Source organism: Rothia mucilaginosa (genome assembly GCF_901875305.1).
Taxonomy (GTDB): Bacteria; Actinomycetota; Actinomycetes; order Actinomycetales; family Micrococcaceae; genus Rothia.
In genome coordinates, this window is sequence record NZ_CABFLY010000003.1 from 132,463 (window position 1) to 155,497 (window position 23,035).

Sequence of the window (23,035 nt, forward strand, 5' to 3'; positions counted from 1 at the left end):
GTTACTTCCCCAAATCCTTAATGCGGCGTGCAGGAACACCCGCGTAAAGGCCGTTCGGCTCGCAGTCGGAGACCACCACGGCCCCCGCTGCAATCATGCATCCGGCGCCAATGGTCACGCCGGCAATGACGGATACATTCTGTCCAAGCCAGGAACCGTCACCAATCACGATGGGAGCCTCAATATTTTCGCCGGCACGCTGACGGGAAGGGCCCATCTCGTGGCTTGCGGTGCATAGGGTGACGCGTGGGCCCAGATAGACGCGGTCGCCGACCTGTGCGGCACGGTCGATAAAGATATCGCGGTTAATCCAGCAACCGGAGCCAATCCGAGCCCCTGGAAGAATCTCGGCGGTGGGGCACACGTAGGTGCCATCACCAATGGAGACACCGGCGGCGCGGAGTTTTTCGATGCGTACCGCGCGGCGTTTGGTCTTCTGCTTCAGAAAATGCTGGTGCTTGAGCTGTTTGAGTGTGTTGAGCATGAATACCTTCATAAGGGTGACAGGGAAAAATGCTCCCTAAAAGTGTTAAAGGTTACTATCTAATGGTAGCGGGATATCGCCCCGACGAGGCGATATCCCGCAGAAGTAGATAAGAAACCCATTGTTATATATGGCACATAAAGCAGGCGTTAGCCCAGTATCTCGGAGAGCTCGAGCCAGCGCATTTCTAGCTCGTCAATCTCGTCCTGAAGAACCTGCTGCTGCTCGCCCAGAGCGGCCAAACCGGCGTAGTCCGAGGCATCGTGCGCGCTCATCTGCTCGGAGAGCTTCTCCTGCTCTGCAGCGAGCTTGGCGAGGCGACGCTCAATCGCACCGGATTCCTTCTGTGCTGCACGTTGCTCGGCACCGGAAACCTTCGGCTTAGTGGGGGCCTCAGTCTGCTGTGCCGAAGTCTTCTGTGTTGGGGAGGTGGTACGCGCCTGCGCGCTACCGGCAGCAGAACCGCCAGCACCGGCGGCAGAGAGCGCTAGGTATTCGTCCACACCGCCGGGCAGATGACGGAACGAACCGTCAATCACGGCGTACTGCTGATCGGTGACGCGCTCCATGAGGTAACGGTCGTGGCTGACCACCAGCAGGGTGCCGGGCCAGGTGTCCAGTAGATCCTCCATGGCTGCGAGCATGTCGGTGTCCAGGTCGTTCGAGGGCTCGTCAAGAATCAGCACGTTCGGCTCGTCCAGCAGAATCAGCATGAGCTGTAAGCGGCGCTTCTGACCGCCCGAAAGGTCCTTGACGGGGGTAGACAGCTGCGCGCTGGTAAAACCCAGACGCTCGAGCATCTGCGAGGGGGAGAGCTCCTTGCCATCGGCAATGTAGCTACGCTTCTTGCGACCAATCACGTCGGAGACGCGGTCGTTCTCAACCTCCTTCAGCTCGTCGAGCTGCTGGGTGAGGGTCGCAATCTTCACGGTCTTACCATGCTTGACACGGCCCTCGGTAGGCTTTAGGTCGCCGGTCACCAGCGAGAGCAGGGTGGACTTACCCGCGCCGTTAACACCCAGGATACCGGTGCGCTCGCCGGGGGCGATGCGCCAGGTGACCTTCTTCAGCACGGGGCGCTTGCCGCCGGGCAGGGAGGGGTCGTCGTAGGTAACCGAGACGTTCTCGAGGTCCACCACGTCCTTGCCGAGGCGGGAGACGGCCATCTTCTTCAGCTCCACGGTGTCGCGCACGGGCGGAACATCTGCGATGAGAGCGTTGGCCGCGTCGATGCGGAACTTCGGTTTGGAGGTGCGCGCGGGGGCACCGCGACGTAGCCACGCGAGTTCCTTGCGCATCAGGTTCTGGCGCTTCGCCTCCGCGGCGGCGGCCTGACGGTCACGCTCGACGCGCTGCAGGATGTACGCCGCATAGCCGCCCTCGAAGGGCTCGACGATGTGATCGTGAACCTCCCAGGTGTCGGTGCAGATTTCGTCGAGGAACCAGCGGTCGTGGGTTACGACCATGAGGCCGCCGGCGTTCTTCGACCAGCGGGACTTCAGGTGGCCGGCGAGCCAGGTGATGGCCTCGACGTCCAGATGGTTGGTGGGTTCGTCGAGCATGAGCACATCCCACTCCTGTGCGAGTAGAGAGGCGAGAGCCACGCGGCGACGCTGGCCGCCGGAGAGAGAAGAGACCGGCGCATCCCAGGGCAGATCAGAGACTAGGCCCGAAATGACGTCGCGGATGCGGGCCTGCGACGCCCACTCGTACTCGGGGGTGTCTCCCACAATCGCGTAGCCAACCGTGTGGTCGTCGTCGAGAACATCGGACTGATCCAGGTAGCCGATGCGGGTACCGCCGCGCACGGTGACGCGGCCGGAGTCCGGTTCGAGCCGGCCGGCCAGGATCTTCATGAGGGTGGATTTGCCGTCACCGTTGCGGCCGACAATGCCGATGCGATCGCCCTCGTTCAGGCCGACCGTGATGCCCTCGAAAATGGTTCGGGTAGGAAACTCAAGATGCAGCGATTCGCCGCCTAGTAAATGTGCCACGCCTTCTAGGGTACAGGGTGAAGGTATTTTCAGGTGCTGGTGAGGCAATCGATAGGGGAGTGCTTGAAGGTATAGATAGGATTGCCGAAGCCCCCGTCGAAAGCCCGCGTTTGCGCCGTGCGTGGGGCGAGCTTATGGCGGATATTTGATAAACTGAGGAAAGCATTTCCTGCACGGCGCTGTTCTCTGCCCAAAATTAGGCTTGCGAATGGCGACTGCCATTAGAGGCGGTACCCGCACCGGCACGGGAATAATCCGCCATGGTGTAATGGCAGCACAGCGGCCTTTGGAGCCGTTTGTCTAGGTTCGAGTCCTAGTGGCGGAGCGTAAGCACTCAACGGAATCGTTGAATGAGAGTCGACGGTTCTGCCTTCACCTCTCACTCTTACAACCTCGTATAAGGAGTCTTCTCAGTGAATACTGAACTGGCACCCTCCGCGGTGATTGTTCTCGCCGCCGGCGCTGGCACGCGCATGAAGTCCGCAACCCCTAAGGTTATGCACGGTATTGGTGGCCGCTCCATGGTGGAGCACGCCGTTGCTGCGGCTCGCGACTTGAACCCCGAACGCCTCGCCGTGGTGGTACGCCACCAGCGCGACAAGGTCGCTGAGCATGTGCTCGGTTTCGACCCCGACGTGACCATTGTTGATCAGGACGAAATTCCCGGTACCGGTCGCGCTGTTGAGGTTGGCCTGAACGCCCTGGACGCACAGGCTCCTGTTTCCGGCACCGTGCTGGTGACCTACGGTGATGTGCCCCTGCTGCGCCCCGAGACTCTGCGTGAGCTTATCGCTTTCCACGAGCATGACAAGAACTCTGTCACCGTGCTGACCACCCACGTGGATGAGCCCGGTTCCTACGGCCGTATCGTGCGTAACCAGGCTGGCGAGGTGACCGCCATTGTTGAGGCGAAGGACGCCTCCCCCGAAGAGCTCGAGATTACCGAGATTAACTCCGGTATTTACGCTTTTGACGCTGATGTGCTACGCGAGGCCCTGCTTGAGGTGACTACCGATAACGCTCAGGGCGAGAAGTACATTACCGATGTGCTGTCCATCGCCCGTTCGAAGGGGCACCGTACCTCCGCCTTGGCCATTGAGGACCGCTGGGAGGTTGAGGGCGCTAACGACCGCGTGCAGCTGGCTCAGCTGGGCCGTATGCTCAACAACCGTATCCTCGAGGGCCACATGCGCAACGGCGTAACCATCGTTGATCCGCAGAACACGTGGATTGACGTGACTGTGCGCATCGAGAACGATGTGACTCTCCTGCCCGGTGTGCAGCTGCACGGCTCCACCACCGTTGCCACCGGCGCAACCATTGGCCCCGACACCACCCTGACCGATATGACCGTTGAGGCTGACGCTACCGTCATCCGCGCTCACGGCTTCGGCGCCGTCATTGGAGAGGGCGCAACCGTTGGTCCCTTCGCCTACCTGCGTCCTGGCACGACCTTGGGTAAGGGCTCGAAGCTTGGCACTTTCTGCGAGGCTAAGAACTCGCAGATTGGTGATGGCGCGAAGGTTCCGCACCTGTCCTATGTTGGTGATGCCACCATCGGTGAGGGTGCCAACATTGGTGCAGGTTCCATTTTTGCTAACTATAACGGCCTGGTGAAGAACCGTTCCGTTGTTGGCGCACATGCCCGCATGGGATCCGCGGGCATTTACGTTGCACCGGTCACCGTGGGTGATGGTGCATACTCTGGCGCGGGCGCGCTGATTCGTAAGGATGTTCCTGCGGGCGCCCTCGCCTATTCTGAGACTTCCCAGCGCACCATTGAGGGCTGGGTTCTGAAGAACCGTGCCGGTACCGAACCTGCTGAGGCCGCGAAGGCCGCGGGTGCGCAGGAACCGGCAGAATCCTAATCCGAGGAAAGAACAACACCATGAGTAGCGAGATTACCAACCCCGGTGAGCGCAAGCTTGTAGTGGTCTCCGGTCGAGCACATCCCAAGCTCGCCGAGGAGATTGCGCAGGCCCTTGACCACGACCTGTTGCCCACCTCCGCATACACCTTCGCCAACGGCGAGACCTACGTCCGTTTTGAGGAGTCGGTACGCGGCGCGGACGCATTCGTGATTCAGTCGCATCCGGCACCGATTAACGAGTGGCTCATGGAGCAGCTCATCATGATTGATGCGCTCAAGCGTGCCTCCGCTCGCTCCATTACCGTGGTGTCCCCGTTCTACCCCTACGCCCGTCAGGACAAGAAGCACAAGGGTCGCGAACCCATCTCGGCTCGCCTGATTTCTGACCTGTACAAGACCGCTGGTGCAGATCGCCTGATGTGCGTTGATTTGCACACTTCGCAGATTCAGGGCTTCTTTGACGGCCCGCTGGATCACCTCTTCGCAATTCCGGTGCTGGCTAAGCACATCCGCGAGCGCGTTGAGGACCTGTCGAATGTGACCGTGGTGTCCCCGGATACCGGTCGTGTGCGCGTGGCTGAGCACTGGGCTACCCTGCTGGATGGCGCGCCCCTGGCCTTCGTGCACAAGACCCGCGATATTAACGTTCCGAACCACGCAGTCTCCAAGACCGTTGTGGGTAACGTTGAGGGCCGCACCTGCGTGCTGATTGACGACATGATTGACACCGGTGGAACCATCGCCGGCGCCGTGAAGGTTCTCATGGACAAGGGTGCTAAGGAAGTTATCATCGCGGCAACCCACCCGGTTCTCTCCGATCCTGCCGTTGAGCGTCTGTCCGAGTGCGGTGCGGTCGAGGTTGTGGTGACCAACACCCTACCCGTCCCGGAGGAGAAGCGCTTCGAGAACCTGACCGTTCTCTCCATCGCGCCCCTCATCGCCCGCGCTATTCGTGAGGTTTTCGATGGGGGTTCCGTGACCGAGATTTTCGATCACTAGGGTTTGAATAACCTATAAAAATCCCCCGCTACCATCGTTGTGGTAGCGGGGGATTTTTATGTTTCAGAGAGGAGAGCAGGCCCTCTCTGGATTTCCGCGGTGTGAAGATTTAGCGGTGTGCTCGTGCCAGCCACGGCAGGATGACGCGTAGCGATTCCTCCACCTCGTCCACGGCCGTCTTGGCGGCTTCCGGGCCGCGACGGTAGGGGTCCTCAAGCTTATCGCTATCGAGGGGCTGTGCGCCGTAGGAGTAGAGATATGAGAGCGGCTCGGCGCGGCGAGCCTCTTCTCGGATGCGGGCGGCCTGCTTGAGTAGCTTAATCTTGGAGTGATACTGGGGCCACTCGCGCACAATCCAGTCGGCGTGCACCTTTTCCGCGACCAGGATGATGGTTGCGTTCTTGATGATTTCCTCGGTTAGCTGTCGGGAGACAAAACCTTCGGGGTTGTAACCGCGCTCAACCAGCTCGGCGGCAATGGTTTCGTAGACGCCCTGTCCGACCAGTGCGCCGGTGCCTGCGCTGGTGAAGGTCCATTTGTCCTCCAGGCCGTACTCGGCAGCCAGGTGCTTGGAAATAATCTCGCCCGATGCGCTGCGGGCAATGTTGCCGGTGCATACGAAGAGCGCCTCGAAGGGGCCGTCGGTGCTGTGCACGCCACTACGGGTAAAGGTGCCCGGGGATAGCTTGAACAGCGGGGTGCGTTCGCGCTCACCCTGCGAAGCGTCGGCGGCTTCCTCGCGTGCGGCAGGGGTTGCCGGAGCAGAATCGTTGACGGTGTCGGCTAGAACATCGGAGGCCACGGTGGGCGTGTGGCGCTCTTCGATGCGAATGATGGCTGGGGCAGACTTCTCGGTGGAAGGTGCATCGAGGGGGAGGATATCGGTGGCAGTACCTGAGGTTTCGGTGAGGCTCAGCGGCTGCGCATCAATGGTGACGGTGCCGTCCTCGAAGAATTCTTCGGCGCGGGAAAGCTCGGATGCCTTAGGAAGAGGTGTCTGCGCGGCTACTTCGGCGGGGGAGTGGGCCTTATACTCACCTATGACTTCGCGGAGTGAACCCGAAGGAATGATGGAGCGCTGAGCAGCCCCGCGGCGGTGTTTGCCTGCAAGGTCGGGGTTGCTCTGGATAAGGGAGCGGACCCCTTCCGCAATGGAGGGAACAGATGCCGGCGTAGTAGCCGCGGTGGTTTCGGGGGCCTTGGAGGAGTCGGTGATCTCCTCTGCGGAGCCTCGGGTGTACTTGTCCTTCAAGGACTTGATGTTGAAGATGCCCATCAAAAGCCTTTTCTCTTGACGTACCCAACGGTGAACAGGGAAGCCGGAAGTGTCGGGTGAAGTTGAACGAATAGTATCTATCATACCGAGTTCCTTGCATCGTCAACGGTTCCTTTTCCTGTGTGTGGCGAATACCCTACAAGTGTTTAGAAAGGCGATGGCATTCGTGGAAAACTTCTGTTTACAAATGACCTAAAGTACAGAAAATTCTCCAAAGCTAAAGAAAGCTTGCATGCTAGAATTATGGCTAGACTCTACTCGTCACTCCTCAAATACATGGGCCCGTCTGCAATTTGTGGCGGGTCGAGAAAGGCATCATGAACCTTCTCTCAAAACTTCGCACAGAATTGGGGCAGCTTAGCTACTCCTTTAAGAGGCGAAACACCCCTAAGCTTTGGCGGGATCAGCTCGAAGCTATCCGCATGATGAAAGTCCATAATCTTCCTGCCCCGCACCTTGTAGGGCCGCGTCGGGAGATATGGGCTGTTTCTGTCGTTAAGAACGAACTCGATATTCTTCCCTATGTGCTCAATCACCTTTTTGCACAGGGCATAGACCGAATTATTGTTGCGGACAACCTCTCGACCGATGGCACCCGCGAATACCTGCGTCAGCGAGCCAATGAGGATTCGCGACTAATCTTTGCTGAAGATAATTGCGACCGACATATTCAGTCTGAGAAGATGACCTATCTTTCGCACTTGGCTTGGCGTAGCGGTGCTCGCTGGATCATTCCTTTTGATGGTGACGAATTCTGGTACGCGGAGGATGAGAAGCTTGGTGATTTCCTGCGTAACGCACCCGATAACATGGGTATCTACTATGCAGGATTCCACCACACTGTGCCTACCGTTGATTCGCCTGAGAACATCCTGGACACCGAATTGGTGATGGACGCTTCCTACCCCTTCCCGGGTAAGTGCGCTTTCCGCTCTCACCCCTTTGCCGTTGTAATCCCTGGTAACCACGATGTGTGCCGTCTCGGAGATGCTGACCAGCGACTTGAGATTGTTCACCTTCAGTACCGAGGTATTGCTCAGATTGCGCGCAAGGTACGTGTGGGAACCGAGACCTCCCGTCGTACCGGTGAGGACCTAAGCTACTTCGCACCTCACTGGGAGGCAGGTAGCAAGCTGAGTGACGCCGAAATTGCCGAGGTATGGGAGAACATTTCGCACGGCCGTCCTGATGAACGAATCAAATTCGTGGCTGAAGGCCCGATTGTGCACGGTAAGTTCCTGAAATGGAACTACTGGAATGAAGACGGGTCAGTCCCTAAGGGAGATGCCTAATGGCGGCGCCCGCACGACCCTCCTCCAGGATTATGCTAGATTCGCTGACCGCGGTGCGCGGTCCGGCGGCACTTCTTGTGTTCGGTTACCACGTTATCCACGGTACGCAGTGGGCTAACTGGATTCCGGGCGCGCGTCTTGGTTACGTGGGCGTTTCGCTCTTCTTTATTCTTTCTGGATTCGTGCTGGCATGGTCGTACAACAGGAATGCAGGGGCAAAGAACTTCTATCTTCGTCGCTTTGCGAGGGTGTACCCCCTGCATTTCTTTTTCTACTGCGTGGCATTGTTGGGTCTTTTGCTGGTTGGAGTGTCTAACTCTGTCGGAGACCTCAACCCGCTGAGCGCATTGCTGAATCTGGTTCTGCTGCAGGCCTGGGTGCCATCCTGGGAAGTTATTTTCTCAAATAACGCGGTGAGCTGGTCTCTCTCCTGTGAGGCGTTCTTCTACCTCATGACCCCGTTCGTGCTGAACCGTTTGGATGGTATGCGCTACCGTGTGAAAGCTGCTCTACTGGGTGGTTGGTTCCTCCTGATGGCAACGGTCTCCTACATTCTGGCCGCCCAGTCAAACTTCATGGACGTGGTGGTGTATGCCAACCCGCTTCTGCGTTCAGGCGAGTTCGCACTCGGCCTGGCTCTGGGCCTCTTTGCTCTCATGGTGCGTGATGGTTACCGCGTTCCCGTGATTCGTGGCTACCACTGTTTGGCGATGATTGCTCTGGCTCTTGGAACCATGTACGTCAGCTCGAAGTTCTATTTGCTGCAGACAACTCATGGCTTGTTGCTGGCGCCAGTCTGGGCTGTGCTGATTCTTGTGCTGGGACTCTGGGATATCCAACGTTCTGCTGAACCCCGCGAGAAGAACGTGTTCTGGAAGATCGCGGTCATTGCCGGTGAGGCGAGCTTCGCCTTCTATCTGGTACATGAGCTGGTACTGGCTTACGTGCGATCGATGCCTTCGGCTGCCTCCGCTCACGGTGGTATGACTGGTTTGCTGTATGTTGTAATTTCTCTTATCATCGCGAGCATTCTCGCGCTTCTGGCTCATTATTTTATTGAGCGTCCGGCTCATCAATTTATTGTGAAAAGATATTCACAGAAGGTATAGGTCTTATTGTGAAGAGTGTTTACTCTAAAATTCGGGTTTTTTTCCCGGGCAAAAAGTTTAGCCTCCTGGTACTAAACATTTTGGGTCTCTTTGCGGTATCGCTTTTTGAGATGCTTGGTGTGGCTCTCGTGCTTCCTCTGGTGAACCTCGCTATGGGAACCCCACGTGAAGGCTTTATCCTGAAAGTTTCTAACTTCTTCGGCGATCCGGATACCCCCACCCTAATCGTTATCTTCGGTGTGGCTCTCGTCGCAGCATTTGTTTTCAAGGGTGTCTTTTCCCTAATTATTCGTCGCTGGAGCCTCGGCTTCATCGCCACCCAGCAGAGCGCCGTTTCAGTGACTCTGCTAAACCGCTACATGCGCGAGCCCTACCTGGACCACCGTAAGCGTGGTACCGCTCCGGTGCTGAACTCCGTAAATGATGTGGTGGGTCAGGCCTACGGCACCTTCGTCAACGGTGTGCTTGGCTTTATCGGTGACCTACTGTCAATTATTGTGTTGATGGTAATGCTACTAGTCGTTATGCCGGTGCCCGCTCTTCTCGCCTTTATCTACTTCGGCCTGGCTTCATTCGTGCTACAGGCTTTGCTCAAGCGCAAGAATCGCGAACAGGGCGCCATCGTACTGAATGCGACTAAGGGTGCGCTGGACGCAGCTATCGAAGCTGTAGTGGGCTTCCGTGAAATCCGCATGTACGGTGTAACTGAACGCTACACCTACCGATACCAGGAAAAGCGAATTGACTCTGTGAATGCGTCGATGCGTAGTGCTTTCCTCTCCGATTTCCCGAAGTACACCTTGGAAATCATCTTCATTGTTGGTATTGCTGCTCTCTTGGCCTTCATGAGCGCTACGCAAGGTGCTGATAGCACTGGCTACTTGCTTCTCTTTGCTGGTGCCTGCATTCGTATTTTGCCTAACTACACCCGTATGGTTGCCTCTCTTGGTAGCATCCGCGCAGGTGAACATGCCAGCGAGAAACTGCTGGAAGAGCTTGAACACCTTACTCCTGAAGAGCGTATGTTCAAGATGCCCTCCGCACCGGTCGTCCCGAAGAACCACGACTACATCAACAAGAGCATTGAGCCGGTTAATATCCAGATTGATAATCTGACCTTCCAGTACCCTGACGGTGATAAGCCTGTGCTGATGGACATCACCCTTGACATCCCGATGGGCTCTTCAATTGCTTTTGTGGGTGGTTCTGGTTCGGGAAAGACTACTCTGATTGACCTTATTCTGGGTCTCTTTGCGCCGACCCGTGGTCAGGTGCTACAGAATGGTGAGTCGATTCTGAAGGATCTGCGTTCCTGGCACCAGCATATCGGCTACGTTCCCCAGGATGTCTTTATCGCAGATTCCACTGTGCTGGAGGCTGTGGCGTTCGGCCTAAATCTGGAGGAAATTGACGTGGAACGCGTCAAGTACTGCCTCGAAGTGGCTGCTCTGACCGAGGTCATCAACTCCCTGGAGAATGGTCTGGAAACTAAGATTGGCTACAACGCTACTCGTTTGTCGGGTGGTCAGAAGCAGCGCCTGGGTATTGCCCGTGCTCTGTACCGCAACCCGAGTGTGTTGATTCTGGATGAGGCGACCAGCGCATTGGACAACGAGACCGAGCACAAGATTACAAAGACCATTGAACGAATCTCGAAGGATATCACCGTGATTATTGTTGCCCACCGCCTGTCAACGGTCCGCAACGTTGATCAGTTGGTTTATCTCTCCAATGGCCGAATCGCTAATCAAGGTACATTCACTGAGGTGCAACAAGCAAACGCAGAGTTCGCTAACCTGGTGAAGCTGGGCCAGTTGCCGGATTAGTCTCATAGGTCGCATATCTAAAGTAGCAAGGGGGCTCTCGTCATGAACGAGAGCCCCCTTCTTTTTGTTGCAGTGTGTTTATGTTGTATTTTTACCGTCTGAAAAGATCCTTGTTAAATACCTGTGCTCATCTTCTCCTTGAGCAAATGAATAATGTCTTTAAACTCTTGAGGCAAAGAAGAGCCAATAGACGTAAGAGGACCGGTGGGACGCCAAGTGATGGTTTCATGGTCAACTTCGCCACGCAAAAGTGCTTCCCACAGGGGGGTAGCACTTTCAATGGTTATATCACCATTACGTCTCCAATGGTAGCCCATATCTTCAGGCAGATCGGTTGCCTCCAACGCCTTTGCCCCTTGACGTAGCTTGCGGGTAAATTGTTCCTTTGAACGCCAGGGGTAGTGGATGATAGCAGCTTCATTAAGCTTCTGCTTACCCGGTGCAATGACCTCATGGTTGCCCATTTTGATAACGGCATTTTCCCAGCGAGAGAAGCAGACTTTCAGATCCCAATAGGGAGTTGGGTCAATCCTGAGAGAAGGTCCTTCAATACTGGGAAAAACGTTGTACAGCTTCGTCAGCTCGATAGTGTGCCCCTTTTGCGAGCGTAGGACTTCCGATAGTGGAGCGGAAACACCGTACCAAAATTCATCAGCGTCGAAAGGGATAATCCATTCAGCGCCCGCTTCCATCACCCGATCGGCAAGCCAGGTCATTTTTTCTGACTGGTAGTAGGCTAGCTCACGGTCCTGAATAACGTGCACGGGGAGGGTTTTACTAAGCTCGAGCAATAGTTCATAGGTCCCATCAGAAGAGCCATTATCAGCTGCTAAGATATGATCCACACCTTGATCGAGCAGGTGGCGAATCGTCTGTTCGACGATATCCGCCTCGTTCTTCACCATGGTTATGCCCCAGATAAAGGGACCGCGGGGGAGATCCGTGCGGGTAAATGTTTTGTTAAGTGATGCGTAACGTTCTTTAAACTCGGTACTCTCACGGAGCGCAATGGCTTCGCGTTTTTTATCATGATTAATTTTCAGCAGGAAAAGCTGGTGCTTGAGGGATTTAAGAGTGTTAATCACAGCATTTCACCCGTAATCCAGTTTTTACCTTCGGGGTGATGCACAGCAACCCAATGAGTACGGTGCATCTTTGGGCGGCTCTGATAGATACGAGCATCTTCAGGAATAACTTGATGAATATCAGGGGAAAGGACGAGCTTTTGGGCCAGTAACTCACCGATATAGGCGCCCCAATAACCGAAAGTCGTGTTGGTCAGAATCAGGTAAGGGGCGCTGGCCACAAGGGCCAGATCGTCGAACATGCCGGAACCCTGCTTTTTGAAAATGCAAGGCGCAACCGAGTTTAGATGTGAGAGATTTTCCTCGCACCACTGAAGATCATCTGATACAAAAATAATCTTTGAAGGAGTCACGGTATCCTGAAGCTTCTTCAGTGCTTCCTCCACATAGGTCACCGTATCAATTCCGAAAACCTCATTAATTTGAGGCACAGAATAGTAATCGCCACGGCGAATGTTGATGACGAGAGAATTTTCATCTACTACGTTCTGCATTCTTGCAAGGCGCTCGCTAAAGGTCTCTGAAGAAAGAAGGTACTCGCGAATAAAAAAGTGCAAATCTTCTTCGCTGATATCCTCCTCAATATCCGTCGGGAAGTAGCCGCTACGGCGGGTAAAGAACGTATACTCTGACGAAGGAGCCGTAATGGAGGCAAGCTTCGGGAACTCCTCGGTCCATGCCTCCATTCCGGGACCATAGAGCAACGACGCTTTGTCGGTACCATGATGGCGCAGAGTAGCGGCGCGGGCCCACAGATATAGCCAATTGCCTCCCCGGGAGATAGGGTAGGAAAGGAGAATAATTTTTTCGCCGCGACGTAGAAGGTTAATATATTTCGCCAGACACTTATGGCGAATAGAGTTGTAAGCCTCATTGACAGCACGTTTGAAAGCGGGTTGCTGAACAGTATATACGGCGACCCTTTCTGAATCATTGATAGTTTGGATATCAGAATCCATGAGAAAGTCCCCTTTCCGATGTGTAAGATAGCGAGCTGATAGCGGGTGAGTATTTGTCGACTGCATAGGTAATTGAAAAGTGCAGCTGAAAAAGTAGTGAAGTTGTATAATCCTAGAGACGATAGCGCCCACCGTTACGGTGGTTGCTATTATCCCTCTCACTCAAGAAAGATTGTAATACATGACCTTCCATCCCCGCGTATCTGCGGTCATTCCGTTTTACGGTGAGCCGGAACCGGTTCTCGCCATTATCGACACTTTGCGCGCTCAGCAGGGTATTGACCCCGCCGATATTGAAATCATTGTCTCTGATGACGTTTCGCCTATCCCGTTCCCCGAGGTCGAGGGCGTGACTGTGGTTCGCCGCCCTGTTAACGGTGGTTTTGGTAAGGCAGTGAACTCCGGCGTTGCTGCCGCTACCGGTGAGTGGGTCTTCATCCTCAACAGTGACCTAGAACTGGATAACACCTTCGTCTCGCGCATGCTTGCTGCAGTAGAGCGTCACGGCGAGATTCTCGCTAGCCCCCAGATTATTGGCCACGATGGCAAGCAACAGTGGGTCGCACGCAAGTTCCCCACCGCAGCGCATGTGGCTTGGGAATGGTTCACTCCGCTGGCTCGTTTTAAGCCGACTAACTGGTGGCACCGCGGTGTCGGCCATGACGTTGAGGCATGCACCGGTACTTCGGATGCGAAGGCTGACTGGGTTATGGGTGCTTGCATGGTTGTGCCCCGTGCTACCTTCAACCGCCTCGGCGGCATGGATGAGCGCTTCTACATGAATAGTGAAGAGGTAGATTTCCAGTACCGTCTCTCGAAGGCCGGAGTGGATCGCTACCTGATTCCCTCGGTGACCGTCACTCATGAGGGCGGCGGGTCATCCCCTTCGGAGCGCCGTGTCCAGTGGCTGACCACCGCTCGTTTCATTTATGCGGATAAGTGGGGCTGGGAGAAGAAGCTTACTGTTGCTCTGCGTGCCACCAGCTACGCGAACTTCCTGGTAAACTCGGTGCGCGGCCTGCGCAATAAGGACGTGGACGCTCGTGGTTTCCTCGCCACCGAGCTGGAGCGCATCGCCAAGGCCGAGCGCCGCGAGAACTAGGCGCAAAACGTGCGGAATCTACAGCGGCAGTTCCGCAAGATTTCTAGCCCTCTTCCTCAGAAGGTGCATATAGAACGTAGGAGGCGACACAGTGCACTCGAGTGTGTCGTCTCCTGCTTTCGTTGTAAAATTTCAATAGGTATATTTTGCCTCAAGTTGCAGGTGAAACTTTCCGTTCCTCTTCACTCCAACACATAGCACCGCACGGTTTTGCCCTGCGGGGTCTTATAGCAAACGCCGACAGGATCCAATCCTCATATGACTCAGCCCAAACTTCTACTGCTCTCACCCGCATTCCACGGGTACTGGAAGGCGATTCAGGCATCCCTGGAAGTGCACGGATATGATGTGCGCACCCACATCTACGATGCCCCCGGCACTCTGTCTGAGCGCATCCTCAATAAGCTTGCCCACGAGTTGCCCGAGAAGTATCGCCCTGAAAGCTTCGCCGCCCAGGCAACTCGTAAGGCTATCGGCGCTTTCAACGGGTTCCGTCCCGATATTGTGCTGGTCATTAAGGGTGATATGCTCTCTCGCGAATGGTGGGACCTGCTGGAAACCTCCGGCGTGCGTTACGGCACCTGGCTTTACGACGAGATGCGCCGCATGAGCTACACCGAAGAGGACCTGCACCACCTGGGCGCGCTGGCAAGCTACAGCCCGCTGGATGCACAGCACCTGCGTGAGCAGGGATTTGAGGTGCTCGACATGCCCAACGCTTACGACACCCACTGCCCGGTTGTTCCCATGCGTGAGGATTCCATCAACTTCGTGGGTGCCAAGTACCCTAATCGTGAGGAGACCCTGCAGGCTCTCGTCAGCGCCGGTCTGCCGGTGCGTGCTTATGGCCGTGCCTGGTCTCGCCATCTTTACGATATTCTGCGCACGAAGCAGTTCAAGGACTCCGGCGTGCCCGCCGGCCGCGATATTGACCGTTCCGAAGCGTACGGCATTATGGCGTCCTCCCCGGCTACTTTGAACATTCACAATAACCAGGACGGTTTCACTATGCGCACTTTCGAGGCCCCCGGCGTGGGAGCCTTGCAGGTAATTGATCGCCCTGACGTGGACCGCTACTACATTCCGGGTGAAGAGGTCCTGGTGTACGAGAGCATCGATGAGCTCATTGAGATTTGTACCCGCATTTTCCGTGACCCAAAGTGGGCACGCAAGATTCGTGAAGCCGGCCAGAAGCGAACCCTGGCCGAGCACACTTTTGATCAGCGCGTCAAGATTTTGGAGCAGCTATGGGCCTAAATTATCCCCTCGACATTGACGCATGGGCCGCCTGGCAGAGGCGTCAGAACACCCTGCGCTGGGCTAAGAGCGAGGCTCGTGCTCTTGTGGGACGTCTGCGCGGAGGCGCGGCTGAACAGGAAGGTCCCGTCGGCGGCATGCTGTACACCCGCGGCGCCGTACCCCGCGTGCTCATCGTGCTCGATTCGTTCTCGCCGACGAGCCGTAACTCCCTATTGGAGCCGCTCAAGTACCTCGAAAACGTGGGTGTGGCCCTGTGGGTCCCTGAGGACGCTTCGGAGTACCTCAACGGCCAGTACGCCACCGAGCGTTACAGTCGTGATGCATGGAGCGAGCAGGAAGCGACAGGAGACCAGTTGCAGGAGCTCCTGCCCGGTGTGCGCGTGGTTCTTTCCCTTGGTCACTACCTGGCCCGTGGTGCGGCCGCCTACGAGTACGCTCGCGCGATTGGCGCGGAGTACTGGGTCGTACAGCACGGTCTGCTCGTGCCGCAGGCACCGCCGTTGCCGGTTGGATGCACCCTGCTGGCGTTCAGCGAGGCTGACGCAGAATTCTGGGCTTCGGGTCGACGCGATGTGAGTACCCACGCTGTGGGTTCCCAGCTACTCTACCTGGCTGCTCAGAAAGCCGCGGGCAGCGAGGCACAGAAGCAGAACGACCTAGAACCCATCTTCCTGGGTCAGATGCACGGTGCTGAGCTTCCGCGAGCGTCCTTTGCGTTCGCTGCGCACTCCTTCCTGAAGAAGTACGGCGGTATCTATCGTCCGCACCCGAGCGAGAAGGACAAGCTGTCGGTGCTGACCCACAAGCTGTGGGAGAAGGAAGGTATCCGCATCGATCGTTCCGGCACCCCGCTCAACGAGGTACCGAACCCCGTCGTGTCGATTTTCTCCACCGGTGTGTTGGAGGCAGCTATCCGCGGCATCCCTGCTTGGGTGTACCACCCGGCACCGCCCGCGTGGCTTGTGGAATTCTGGGACCGCTACGGCATGAACCGCTGGGGGAGCGAACCCACCCCCGCCCCGGTGCAGCCCGAGAAGGAACCGGCACGCCGCATCGCTGAACTTATGATTGAAACTTTGGAGGCATAATGCGTATTCTCTGCGTCATTCCCGTACGCGGCGGCTCGAAGGGCATCCCGCGTAAAAACCTGCGCCCGATTGCGGGTAAGCCGCTGGTTGCATGGACCGTCGAGCAGGCCTTGGCCGCTAAGGAAGAACTTGCTGGCGAGCACGAACTGCGCGTTGTCGTCTCCACCGACGATGCCGAGCTGGCCGATATCGCCCGTGAATGCGGTGCCGAGGTACCGTTCATCCGCCCGGCCCACCTGGCAGAGGACACCACCGCAACCGAACCGGTTGTCGAGCACGCCATCGAGTTCTACACCGAGAACGGCTGGGCGCCTGAGGCCGTTATGTTGCTGCAGGCAACTAGCCCCGTGCGTCTGCCCGGAACCCTGGCTCGTGCGGTTCGCCAGTTCGTTGAGAACGACAAGGACTCCATGGTTGGTGTGGTCCCGATTGGTCCGTTTATTTGGACCTGGCATGTCGATGGGGAACCCACCGCAGCCTTCGAGATTATGCACCGTCCGCGCCGTCAGGAACTGACTAAGGAGACCTTCCGCTACCGCGAGAACGGCTCCATGTACATCACCAAGACCCCCGTGTACACGGAGCACCACAACCGCCTGGCCGGCTACCCCGGCGGTACGATTGACTTGTTCATGCTCAACGAGGTTGAGGGCGTTGACATTGACGCACCGATTGACTTCTCCGTGGCAGAACATCAGCTCACTCAGATTCTGAACAAGGGCAAGTAACCCTCGCCCCGGCGACGTTCCGGCCGCCACCCCGGATTGACCGGCACTCAGTCATTCATAAGAACACTCAAACGAAAAGGTCCAAACCAATGATTATCGAACGCAATATCGCCCCGTATGTGGTCTTTGCTGAAGACCCGATTCTTACCGCATTGCAGAAGATTTCTGCCAACGGTCAGCGCATCATCTTCCTGGTCAACGAGTCCGGCGTTCTGCGCGGTTCTCTCTCAGACGGCGACTTCCGCCGCTGGCTGATTGCCAACCCGACCGCATCCCTGGAGACCAGCGCCCTGGCCGCCGCTAACACCAACCCGCAGACTGCTCCGGCCGATGCCGACCCCGAGACTCTGCGCGGTTACTTTGCTAAGGGCATCAACCACGTGCCGCTGACCGACGAGCGTGGTCACCTCGTGGCGCTGGCCATGGACGAGCAGGATGTTCTGCGCATCGGTAAGCACACCATCAGCGAGGACTCCCCGGCCTTCATCATCGCTGAGATTGGTAACAACCACCAGGGTAGCGTTGACTTCGCTAAGGAACTGGTGGACCTGGCCGTTGAATCCGGTGCGGACGCTGTGAAGTTCCAGCTGCGTGACATGGACGCCCTCTACCGTCAGCGCGGCGCAGCCACCGCAGGTGAGGACCTGGGCGTGCAGTACACCCTGGACCTGCTCTCCCGCTTCTCCTTGAGCGTGGACCAGATGTACGAGGTCTTCGACCACGTCAAGCAGCACAACATGGACATCATGTGCACCCCTTGGGATGCTCCCTCGGTACAGGCCCTGGTCGACTACGGTATTCAGGGCATGAAGATTGCTTCTGCTGACCTGACCAACCACGAGTTGCTGCGCGATGTCGCATCCCGCGGCCTGCCCATGCTGGTTTCCACCGGTATGAGCCGTGAGGAAGAGATTCGCGAGTCCGTGGCCCTGTTGCGTAGCGCTGGTGCATCCTACGCTCTGCTGCAGTGCCAGTCGGCCTACCCCGCACCCTTCAAGGATGTGAACCTGGCCTACATGGATCGCCTGGCTGAGATTGGCCAGTGCCTGGTCGGTTACTCGGGCCACGAGCGTGGCTACCACGTGCCGATTGCTGCTGTTGCTCGCGGTGCAAAGATTATTGAGAAGCACTTCACCACCGACAAGACCCTCGAGGGTAACGACCACACCGTCTCCCTGCTGCCCGAGGAATTCAAGGCCATGGTCCAGCAGATTCGCGAGGTTGAAGCAGCTATCGGTTCCGCCGCTCCCCGCGAGGTGTCCACCGGTGAGCTGATGAACCGCGTGAACCTGGCCAAGTCCCTGGTCGCTACCCGCCACATCGCTAAGGGCGAGGTCGTGACCGAGGCTGACGTGGCTGTGAAGTCTCCGGGCCGTGGCCTGCAGCCGAACCATCTGCACCAGCTTGTAGGCCGTACCATGCATCGCGATGTTGAAGAAGGCTCCTTCTTCTTCGAGGGCGACCTGAAGGATGACCTGGTCACCCGCCGCGACTTCAAGTTCGATCGCCCCTGGGGTCTGCCCGTCCGCTACCACGACTACAAGCCGCTGATTGAAGAGGCTAAGCCGGACTTCCTGGAGTTCCACTTCTCCTACAAGGATTTGGACATCAACATTGACGATGTCTTCGACTCCAAGCTGGACATGGGCTTCACCACCCACCTGCCCGACCTCTTCGCTGGCGACTTCCTCGTGGACCTCGCCTCGAAGGACCCTGAGGTGTGGGAACGCTCCATCGCCGAGGTGCAGCGCACCATCGACATCACCCGTGACCTGACCCGCTACTTCACCGTGGATGAGGACCCGATCATGGTTGTGACCATGGGCGGCTTCACCAAGGACAAGCACATCCCCGTCTCCGAGCGTGCCGCGAAGTATGAGCGCATCGGCGAGGCCCTGAAGCGCCTGGATGCATCCGGCGTGCGCCTGGCCGCTCAGACCCTGCCCCCGTACCCCTGGCTGATGGGTGGTCAGCAGTACCACAACCTGTTCCTGGATCCGAAGGATACCGCTGAGTTCTCGCGTACCTACGACACCGCGCTCTGCCTGGACATCTCTCACACCATGCTGGCCTCTAACTTCCTGAACATTCCGCTGTCGGAGGCTGTTGAGCAGCTGGCACCGCTGTCGATTCACCTGCACCTGGTGGACGGCATTGGCGTTGACGGTGAGGGCGTTCAGGTTGGCGAAGGCGACGTGGACTGGGCTGCACTGGGTAAGCAGCTGCGTGAGCTGGCCCCGAAGGCATCCTTCATTCCCGAAATCTGGCAGGGCCACATTAACAACGGTGAAGGCTTCTTCACCGCTCTGGACCGCCTCGAGAAGTGGCTGTAGGACAGACATCGATGGCCAAGTCTCAGACCGTAAAAGCTCGGGAGAGTGGAATTCTGGACCAGAATTTCATTACTCCCGGGCGTTTCCGGGAGCTAGACGGGTTCCGTGGCCTGGCTGCTATTACCGTGGTGATTTATCACCTGGGTGTTCCGGCTACTCAAAATTACCCGCGAACTGCGCCATCGCCCTATGATATTCCTCTGGGCGAGCTTGGAGTTCAGCTCTTCTTCATCATTTCTGGCTTCGTGATTCTGCTCAGCGCTATTAAGAGTGGTTCAGCGCTGAAGTTTGCGATTTCTCGGTTTTCCCGTATCTACCCGACCTACTGGTTTGCACTAGCTGTATCTGCACTGGTGTATTTTCTGTATGGAAATCCCGGCCGTCACATCACGGTCTTACAGACCATGATTAATACGACGATGTTGCAGCGTTTTCTGCGCGTGGACAACGTCGATCAGGTGTACTGGACACTAGCGGTGGAATTGCAATTCTATGTGATGGTCGCCCTGTACATGGTGATACGTCGCGGTAAGATCGTCCGGAATGAGCTTACGACTATGTTGCTGACATGGTCGGTAATCGGCACGGCCCTGTGCCTGCTCTTCCACCCCGAGGCTTCTCTGGGCGGCGCACCTAAGATGATTGTCTGGGCAGCAGTTGCGGAACATTCCTCGCTCTTTAGCCTGGGCATGATGTTCTTCATGTATAGCCATGATCGTAAATTCACGTGGCACATCCCGTATTTCGCGATTCTGGCTACCCTCAACGCGGCCCTGATGCATGATCTCGCTCATGGTATCGGCGTGGCGTTGATTGGCCTGATGTTCTTTGTGGTCATTTATCTTAAGAATGTTCCGCTACTTGCGCGAGGACCCCTGAACTTCCTGGGGCGGATTTCCTATCCTCTGTACCTTGGCCATGCGATGGTCGGTTACATGCTGGTGGATTTGTTCTACCCGTTTGCTGGTCCTTGGGGTTCCCGTATTATCGCGCTGGTTTTGGTGGTATGCTTCGCCTACCTGGTGCATATTTCCATTGAAACGAAAGTTTCAGCATCCTTCCGTTCTTTCCTCACTCGAAAGTTGACTAAGGCATGACCTCTACACCCACGGCCTTGTGGGTCGTTCCGGTTCCCGATTTTGGCGGAGTAGCTCGGCACGTTGTCGATATGGCGCGTGCCGGGCTCCCCGGCTTTAACCTGGTGGTTCTCGCCCCCGAGGGCAAGCTCACGAGCCGCCTCGAGGAGCTGGGCGTCACCGTCGTTAAGGCCGAGTTCGGTCCCGATTATGGTTTTAAGACCTCTTTCGCGTCCCTCATGAAAGCTGTTGAGCAGCTCCGTCCGGAGATCGTGCACAGTCACCTGGCCTACGCTGACGTTGTGGCTGTTGCCGTGGTGAATGCTCTGCGCATGCACCACCTGCTGCAGCGTAGTGTGTGGGTTCCGCGCTTGCTCACCACTGAGCACGGTATTGCTGGCAACGACTCGGTGTATCACGGTAGCTCATGGCGCTCAAAGCTCATGGAGACCGTGCATCGTGTGCGTCTGTGGGGTACTGATCAGGCGATTGCGGTGTCTCGTTCGACTGCCGAACAGATGCACGCCAAGTGGGGTGCCCGTGGCGTGGAGCTGGTGTACAACGGTGTGGACATTCCCGAGGTGGCTGCTGCCGTTGCCGAGCAGCGTGTCCCCGTCGAGGGTGGCCCGCGCATCCTATCGCTGTCTCGTCTATCCCCCGAGAAGGGCATTGACGTTCTGCTTGACGCCTTCGCGCGCCTGCGCGAGGAGTACCCGCAGGCTCACCTCGAAATCGCCGGTTCGGGTGATTTGGGTGACGAGCTGAAGGCTCACGCTAAGCGTCTGAACCTTGGTGATTCGGTGACCTTTAGTGGCTTCGTTAACCCCATCGAGGCGATGGGCCGTAGCGATATGATTGTGCAGCTTTCGGTGTGGGAGAACTGCTCCTACACCCTGTTGGATGCCAAGGCAGCTGGGTTGAAGACCGTGGCTACCGCCGTGGGCGGTAACCCGGAGATTCTGGAAGCTGATGAACTGGTGGATCGTCAGAGCCCGAAGCTCACCGAAGATGTTCTGCAGGCGATGCGCCGACAGCTGCAGAAGGGCGAGGCGGAGCCTTTCACCTGGATCTCGAACGAGCAGATGGCCGCCCAGACCGCCCATATCTACACCCGTATTTTGGAGAAGAAATGACAGTAGCTCACCCTCAACCTGCGTCTGGAACTAAGCGCCCAGTCTCCGCAGGCACCGCATCGAGCCATGCTACTCGCCTTGGGCAGGCTGCGAAGGACGAGGCAAAGTATCTGGCAGGTAGCGTCTCCAAGCTATCAATGCTTGACTTCTGGGCTGGCTTTGGTCTTATCTTCATCGGTATTACGACAGGTTTCTTCGCCATGCCCGTGGGAACGGTTGTGGTGATGGTCCTGGTTCTTTACAACCTGACCAAGCCCGCAAAGGTTGAGCACCCCAATAACGGCCTCTTCTTCACGGTGCTTCTGCTGGCTATTAGCTGGGCCCTGTTTGAAACCTTGGCGTTCAACAGCTTCCCGGTGGAGTACGCTGTCCGCCGTGCGGTACGTATGGCGGTCGTGGTGTTGCTTGCTCTGCAGATTGCGCAGAAGAAGATAGATATTCGCTCCCTGCTCTTCGGTGTGGCCTTTGGCCTTCTGTTTAACTTTATTGGCTTCTATGCGGGCGTCGCACCCGATAACTACGCCGGTACGCTGACCGGTTGGCTCAACGATAAGAACCAGGCGGGTCTGTACTATGCGATGTTCGGTTTTCTGTTTGTGGCTATGGTTCAGAAGACAAAACACCGAGTCGTCGCCATTGCTATTACTTCTGGGATGCTGTGGCTGACCGGTTCTCGAACCTCCCTCGCCGCGTATGCCTTCGCGATTCTATGGCTGTATTTCTCTCATCGACTGAACCTATTCGGAAAGGCCGTTCTGGCATACCTGTTCTACCTGGGCGTGAACTACCTAGAGGATAACTTCGCGCGTGCCGGTGCCTTCGCCGACCGACTCGGTAGTGACCTTCTGCGTCAGCGAATCGACGAAGAGATGTACCGCATGATTGATGTGGTTCCGTGGTACGGCGGTGGTCTGGGTACTGCACAGGTTCCGCTAAAAGATCGATACTTCTACTTCCATAACTCATATATGACGCTGGTTCAAGAAGCTGGTTGGGCATATATGGTGGTGGTCGTGGGTCTAATGGTTGTGGCTACCTTCTTCTGGAAACAGGCTCGTACTCAGCGTATCGTTATTGCTGAAGCTGCTATGGTTATTATTCTGATTGCATCACAGCGTCTCGGTGAAGTTATTTTGACTGTGCCTTGGGCTATCGTGGTGGGCCTGGCGTTGCTGTATTTGAACCCTGACGATAAGCTGGACGCTTCTGATAGTGGCCACGCTGAAATCACGCCGGCTGACCTCGAGAAGAACGACCAACCGAAGTCTTCGCAAGGAGAGGACGAAACGGTGGTAGTTGTGCCGGAGGTAGTCACCGAGGACGTGAGTGCTACTGCGGCTCCCGTGGCTGACCGCTCCTCCTCGGGTCCCAGCTATTCCTTTGATATTGCTTCTATCCGTCAGCATGCGAGGAAGTCCTAA

Annotated in this window: 18 protein-coding genes and 1 tRNA gene; 14 read left to right on the top strand and 5 right to left on the bottom strand. The window is 56.8% G+C overall.

Features of this window, described 5'->3' with window-relative positions; all coding sequences use genetic code 11:
* Position 1: 1 nt before the first annotated feature.
* Together JX292_RS04730 and JX292_RS04735 are read right to left on the bottom strand one after the other, a co-directional pair.
* A complete protein-coding gene (locus tag JX292_RS04730) occupies positions 2-484 on the bottom strand; it encodes an acyltransferase (protein WP_204862053.1) in 483 nt (160 codons plus the stop codon).
* Positions 485-633: 149 nt separating this feature from the next.
* On the bottom strand, positions 634-2,478 hold the full coding sequence (locus JX292_RS04735) for an ABC-F family ATP-binding cassette domain-containing protein (protein WP_204862055.1): 1,845 nt from the start codon (positions 2,476-2,478) through the stop codon (positions 634-636).
* Positions 2,479-2,732: 254 nt separating this feature from the next.
* Here JX292_RS04735 and JX292_RS04740 point away from each other — a divergent pair.
* From JX292_RS04740 to JX292_RS04750, 3 genes are all read left to right on the top strand, one after another.
* Positions 2,733-2,803, top strand: a tRNA-Gln gene (locus tag JX292_RS04740).
* 88 nt (positions 2,804-2,891) lie between these two features.
* Entirely contained in the window at positions 2,892-4,346 is a 1,455-nt protein-coding gene (gene glmU, locus JX292_RS04745) for a bifunctional UDP-N-acetylglucosamine diphosphorylase/glucosamine-1-phosphate N-acetyltransferase GlmU (RefSeq protein WP_204862058.1), read from the top strand.
* Positions 4,347-4,366: 20 nt separating this feature from the next.
* The gene (locus tag JX292_RS04750; RefSeq protein ID WP_204862060.1) at positions 4,367-5,347 is read left to right on the top strand and encodes a ribose-phosphate diphosphokinase; all 981 of its coding nucleotides are present in this window, start codon (positions 4,367-4,369) and stop codon (positions 5,345-5,347) included.
* Positions 5,348-5,456: 109 nt separating this feature from the next.
* Here the strand turns inward: JX292_RS04750 and JX292_RS04755 are convergent, their stop codons facing one another.
* Positions 5,457-6,623, bottom strand: a complete 1,167-nt coding sequence (locus tag JX292_RS04755; protein WP_239653640.1) for a phosphotyrosine protein phosphatase — start codon at positions 6,621-6,623, stop codon at positions 5,457-5,459.
* 422 nt (positions 6,624-7,045) lie between these two features.
* On the opposite strand from JX292_RS04755, the gene JX292_RS04760 reads away from it, so the two are divergent.
* The 3 genes from JX292_RS04760 to JX292_RS04770 are packed head-to-tail and all read left to right on the top strand — an operon-like array spanning position 7,046 to position 10,850.
* Entirely contained in the window at positions 7,046-7,915 is an 870-nt protein-coding gene (locus tag JX292_RS04760; protein WP_239653641.1) for a glycosyltransferase family 2 protein, read from the top strand.
* A gap of 32 nt (positions 7,916-7,947) precedes the next feature.
* Positions 7,948-9,024, top strand: a complete 1,077-nt coding sequence (locus tag JX292_RS04765) for an acyltransferase family protein (RefSeq protein WP_204862066.1) — start codon at positions 7,948-7,950, stop codon at positions 9,022-9,024.
* Positions 9,025-9,032: 8 nt separating this feature from the next.
* Entirely contained in the window at positions 9,033-10,850 is a 1,818-nt protein-coding gene (locus JX292_RS04770) for an ABC transporter ATP-binding protein (protein WP_204862069.1), read from the top strand.
* A gap of 113 nt (positions 10,851-10,963) precedes the next feature.
* Here JX292_RS04770 and JX292_RS04775 read toward each other — a convergent pair whose 3' ends face one another.
* The gene (locus JX292_RS04775; RefSeq protein WP_204862070.1) at positions 10,964-11,935 is read right to left on the bottom strand and encodes a glycosyltransferase family 2 protein; all 972 of its coding nucleotides are present in this window, start codon (positions 11,933-11,935) and stop codon (positions 10,964-10,966) included.
* Entirely contained in the window at positions 11,932-12,894 is a 963-nt protein-coding gene (locus JX292_RS04780; RefSeq protein ID WP_204862072.1) for an alpha-1,2-fucosyltransferase, read from the bottom strand. The genes JX292_RS04775 and JX292_RS04780 overlap by 4 nt, the downstream gene beginning before the upstream one ends.
* A 181-nt stretch (positions 12,895-13,075) precedes the next feature.
* On the opposite strand from JX292_RS04780, the gene JX292_RS04785 reads away from it, so the two are divergent.
* From JX292_RS04785 to JX292_RS04820, 8 genes are all read left to right on the top strand, one after another.
* Positions 13,076-13,996, top strand: a complete 921-nt coding sequence (locus tag JX292_RS04785) for a glycosyltransferase family 2 protein (RefSeq protein ID WP_204862074.1) — start codon at positions 13,076-13,078, stop codon at positions 13,994-13,996.
* Positions 13,997-14,254: 258 nt separating this feature from the next.
* Entirely contained in the window at positions 14,255-15,253 is a 999-nt protein-coding gene (locus JX292_RS04790; RefSeq protein WP_204862076.1) for a CgeB family protein, read from the top strand.
* Entirely contained in the window at positions 15,244-16,344 is a 1,101-nt protein-coding gene (locus JX292_RS04795) for an RNA-binding protein (protein WP_204862078.1), read from the top strand. Before JX292_RS04790 ends, JX292_RS04795 begins: the two co-directional genes overlap by 10 nt.
* Entirely contained in the window at positions 16,344-17,072 is a 729-nt protein-coding gene (locus JX292_RS04800) for a cytidylyltransferase domain-containing protein (protein WP_204862080.1), read from the top strand. Before JX292_RS04795 ends, JX292_RS04800 begins: the two co-directional genes overlap by 1 nt.
* Positions 17,073-17,161: 89 nt before the next feature.
* Positions 17,162-19,405, top strand: coding sequence for an N-acetylneuraminate synthase family protein (locus JX292_RS04805; protein ID WP_204862082.1), 2,244 nt, complete (start codon positions 17,162-17,164; stop codon positions 19,403-19,405).
* A gap of 11 nt (positions 19,406-19,416) precedes the next feature.
* Positions 19,417-20,502: an acyltransferase family protein gene (locus JX292_RS04810; RefSeq protein WP_204862084.1), complete on the top strand. Its 1,086-nt coding sequence runs from the start codon at positions 19,417-19,419 to the stop codon at positions 20,500-20,502.
* A complete protein-coding gene (locus JX292_RS04815; protein ID WP_204862086.1) occupies positions 20,499-21,614 on the top strand; it encodes a glycosyltransferase family 4 protein in 1,116 nt (371 codons plus the stop codon). The genes JX292_RS04810 and JX292_RS04815 overlap by 4 nt, the downstream gene beginning before the upstream one ends.
* Positions 21,611-23,035, top strand: a complete 1,425-nt coding sequence (locus JX292_RS04820; RefSeq protein WP_204862088.1) for an O-antigen ligase family protein — start codon at positions 21,611-21,613, stop codon at positions 23,033-23,035. The genes JX292_RS04815 and JX292_RS04820 overlap by 4 nt, the downstream gene beginning before the upstream one ends.

Bases quoted from the DNA above. Each gene is read 5' to 3' on its own strand.
- JX292_RS04785 (WP_204862074.1), top strand. From the start codon at position 13,076: ATGACCTTCCATCCCCGCGTATCTGCGGTCATTCCGTTTTACGGTGAG.
- JX292_RS04810 (WP_204862084.1), top strand. From the start codon at position 19,417: ATGGCCAAGTCTCAGACCGTAAAAGCTCGGGAGAGTGGAATTCTGGAC.
- JX292_RS04755 (WP_239653640.1), bottom strand. From the start codon at position 6,623: ATGGGCATCTTCAACATCAAGTCCTTGAAGGACAAGTACACCCGAGGC.
- JX292_RS04800 (WP_204862080.1), top strand. From the start codon at position 16,344: ATGCGTATTCTCTGCGTCATTCCCGTACGCGGCGGCTCGAAGGGCATC.
- JX292_RS04815 (WP_204862086.1), top strand. From the start codon at position 20,499: ATGACCTCTACACCCACGGCCTTGTGGGTCGTTCCGGTTCCCGATTTT.
- JX292_RS04820 (WP_204862088.1), top strand. From the start codon at position 21,611: ATGACAGTAGCTCACCCTCAACCTGCGTCTGGAACTAAGCGCCCAGTC.
- JX292_RS04805 (WP_204862082.1), top strand. From the start codon at position 17,162: ATGATTATCGAACGCAATATCGCCCCGTATGTGGTCTTTGCTGAAGAC.
- JX292_RS04795 (WP_204862078.1), top strand. From the start codon at position 15,244: ATGGGCCTAAATTATCCCCTCGACATTGACGCATGGGCCGCCTGGCAG.
- JX292_RS04780 (WP_204862072.1), bottom strand. From the start codon at position 12,894: ATGGATTCTGATATCCAAACTATCAATGATTCAGAAAGGGTCGCCGTA.
- JX292_RS04730 (WP_204862053.1), bottom strand. From the start codon at position 484: ATGCTCAACACACTCAAACAGCTCAAGCACCAGCATTTTCTGAAGCAG.
- JX292_RS04790 (WP_204862076.1), top strand. From the start codon at position 14,255: ATGACTCAGCCCAAACTTCTACTGCTCTCACCCGCATTCCACGGGTAC.
- JX292_RS04760 (WP_239653641.1), top strand. From the start codon at position 7,046: ATGATGAAAGTCCATAATCTTCCTGCCCCGCACCTTGTAGGGCCGCGT.
- JX292_RS04765 (WP_204862066.1), top strand. From the start codon at position 7,948: ATGCTAGATTCGCTGACCGCGGTGCGCGGTCCGGCGGCACTTCTTGTG.
- JX292_RS04750 (WP_204862060.1), top strand. From the start codon at position 4,367: ATGAGTAGCGAGATTACCAACCCCGGTGAGCGCAAGCTTGTAGTGGTC.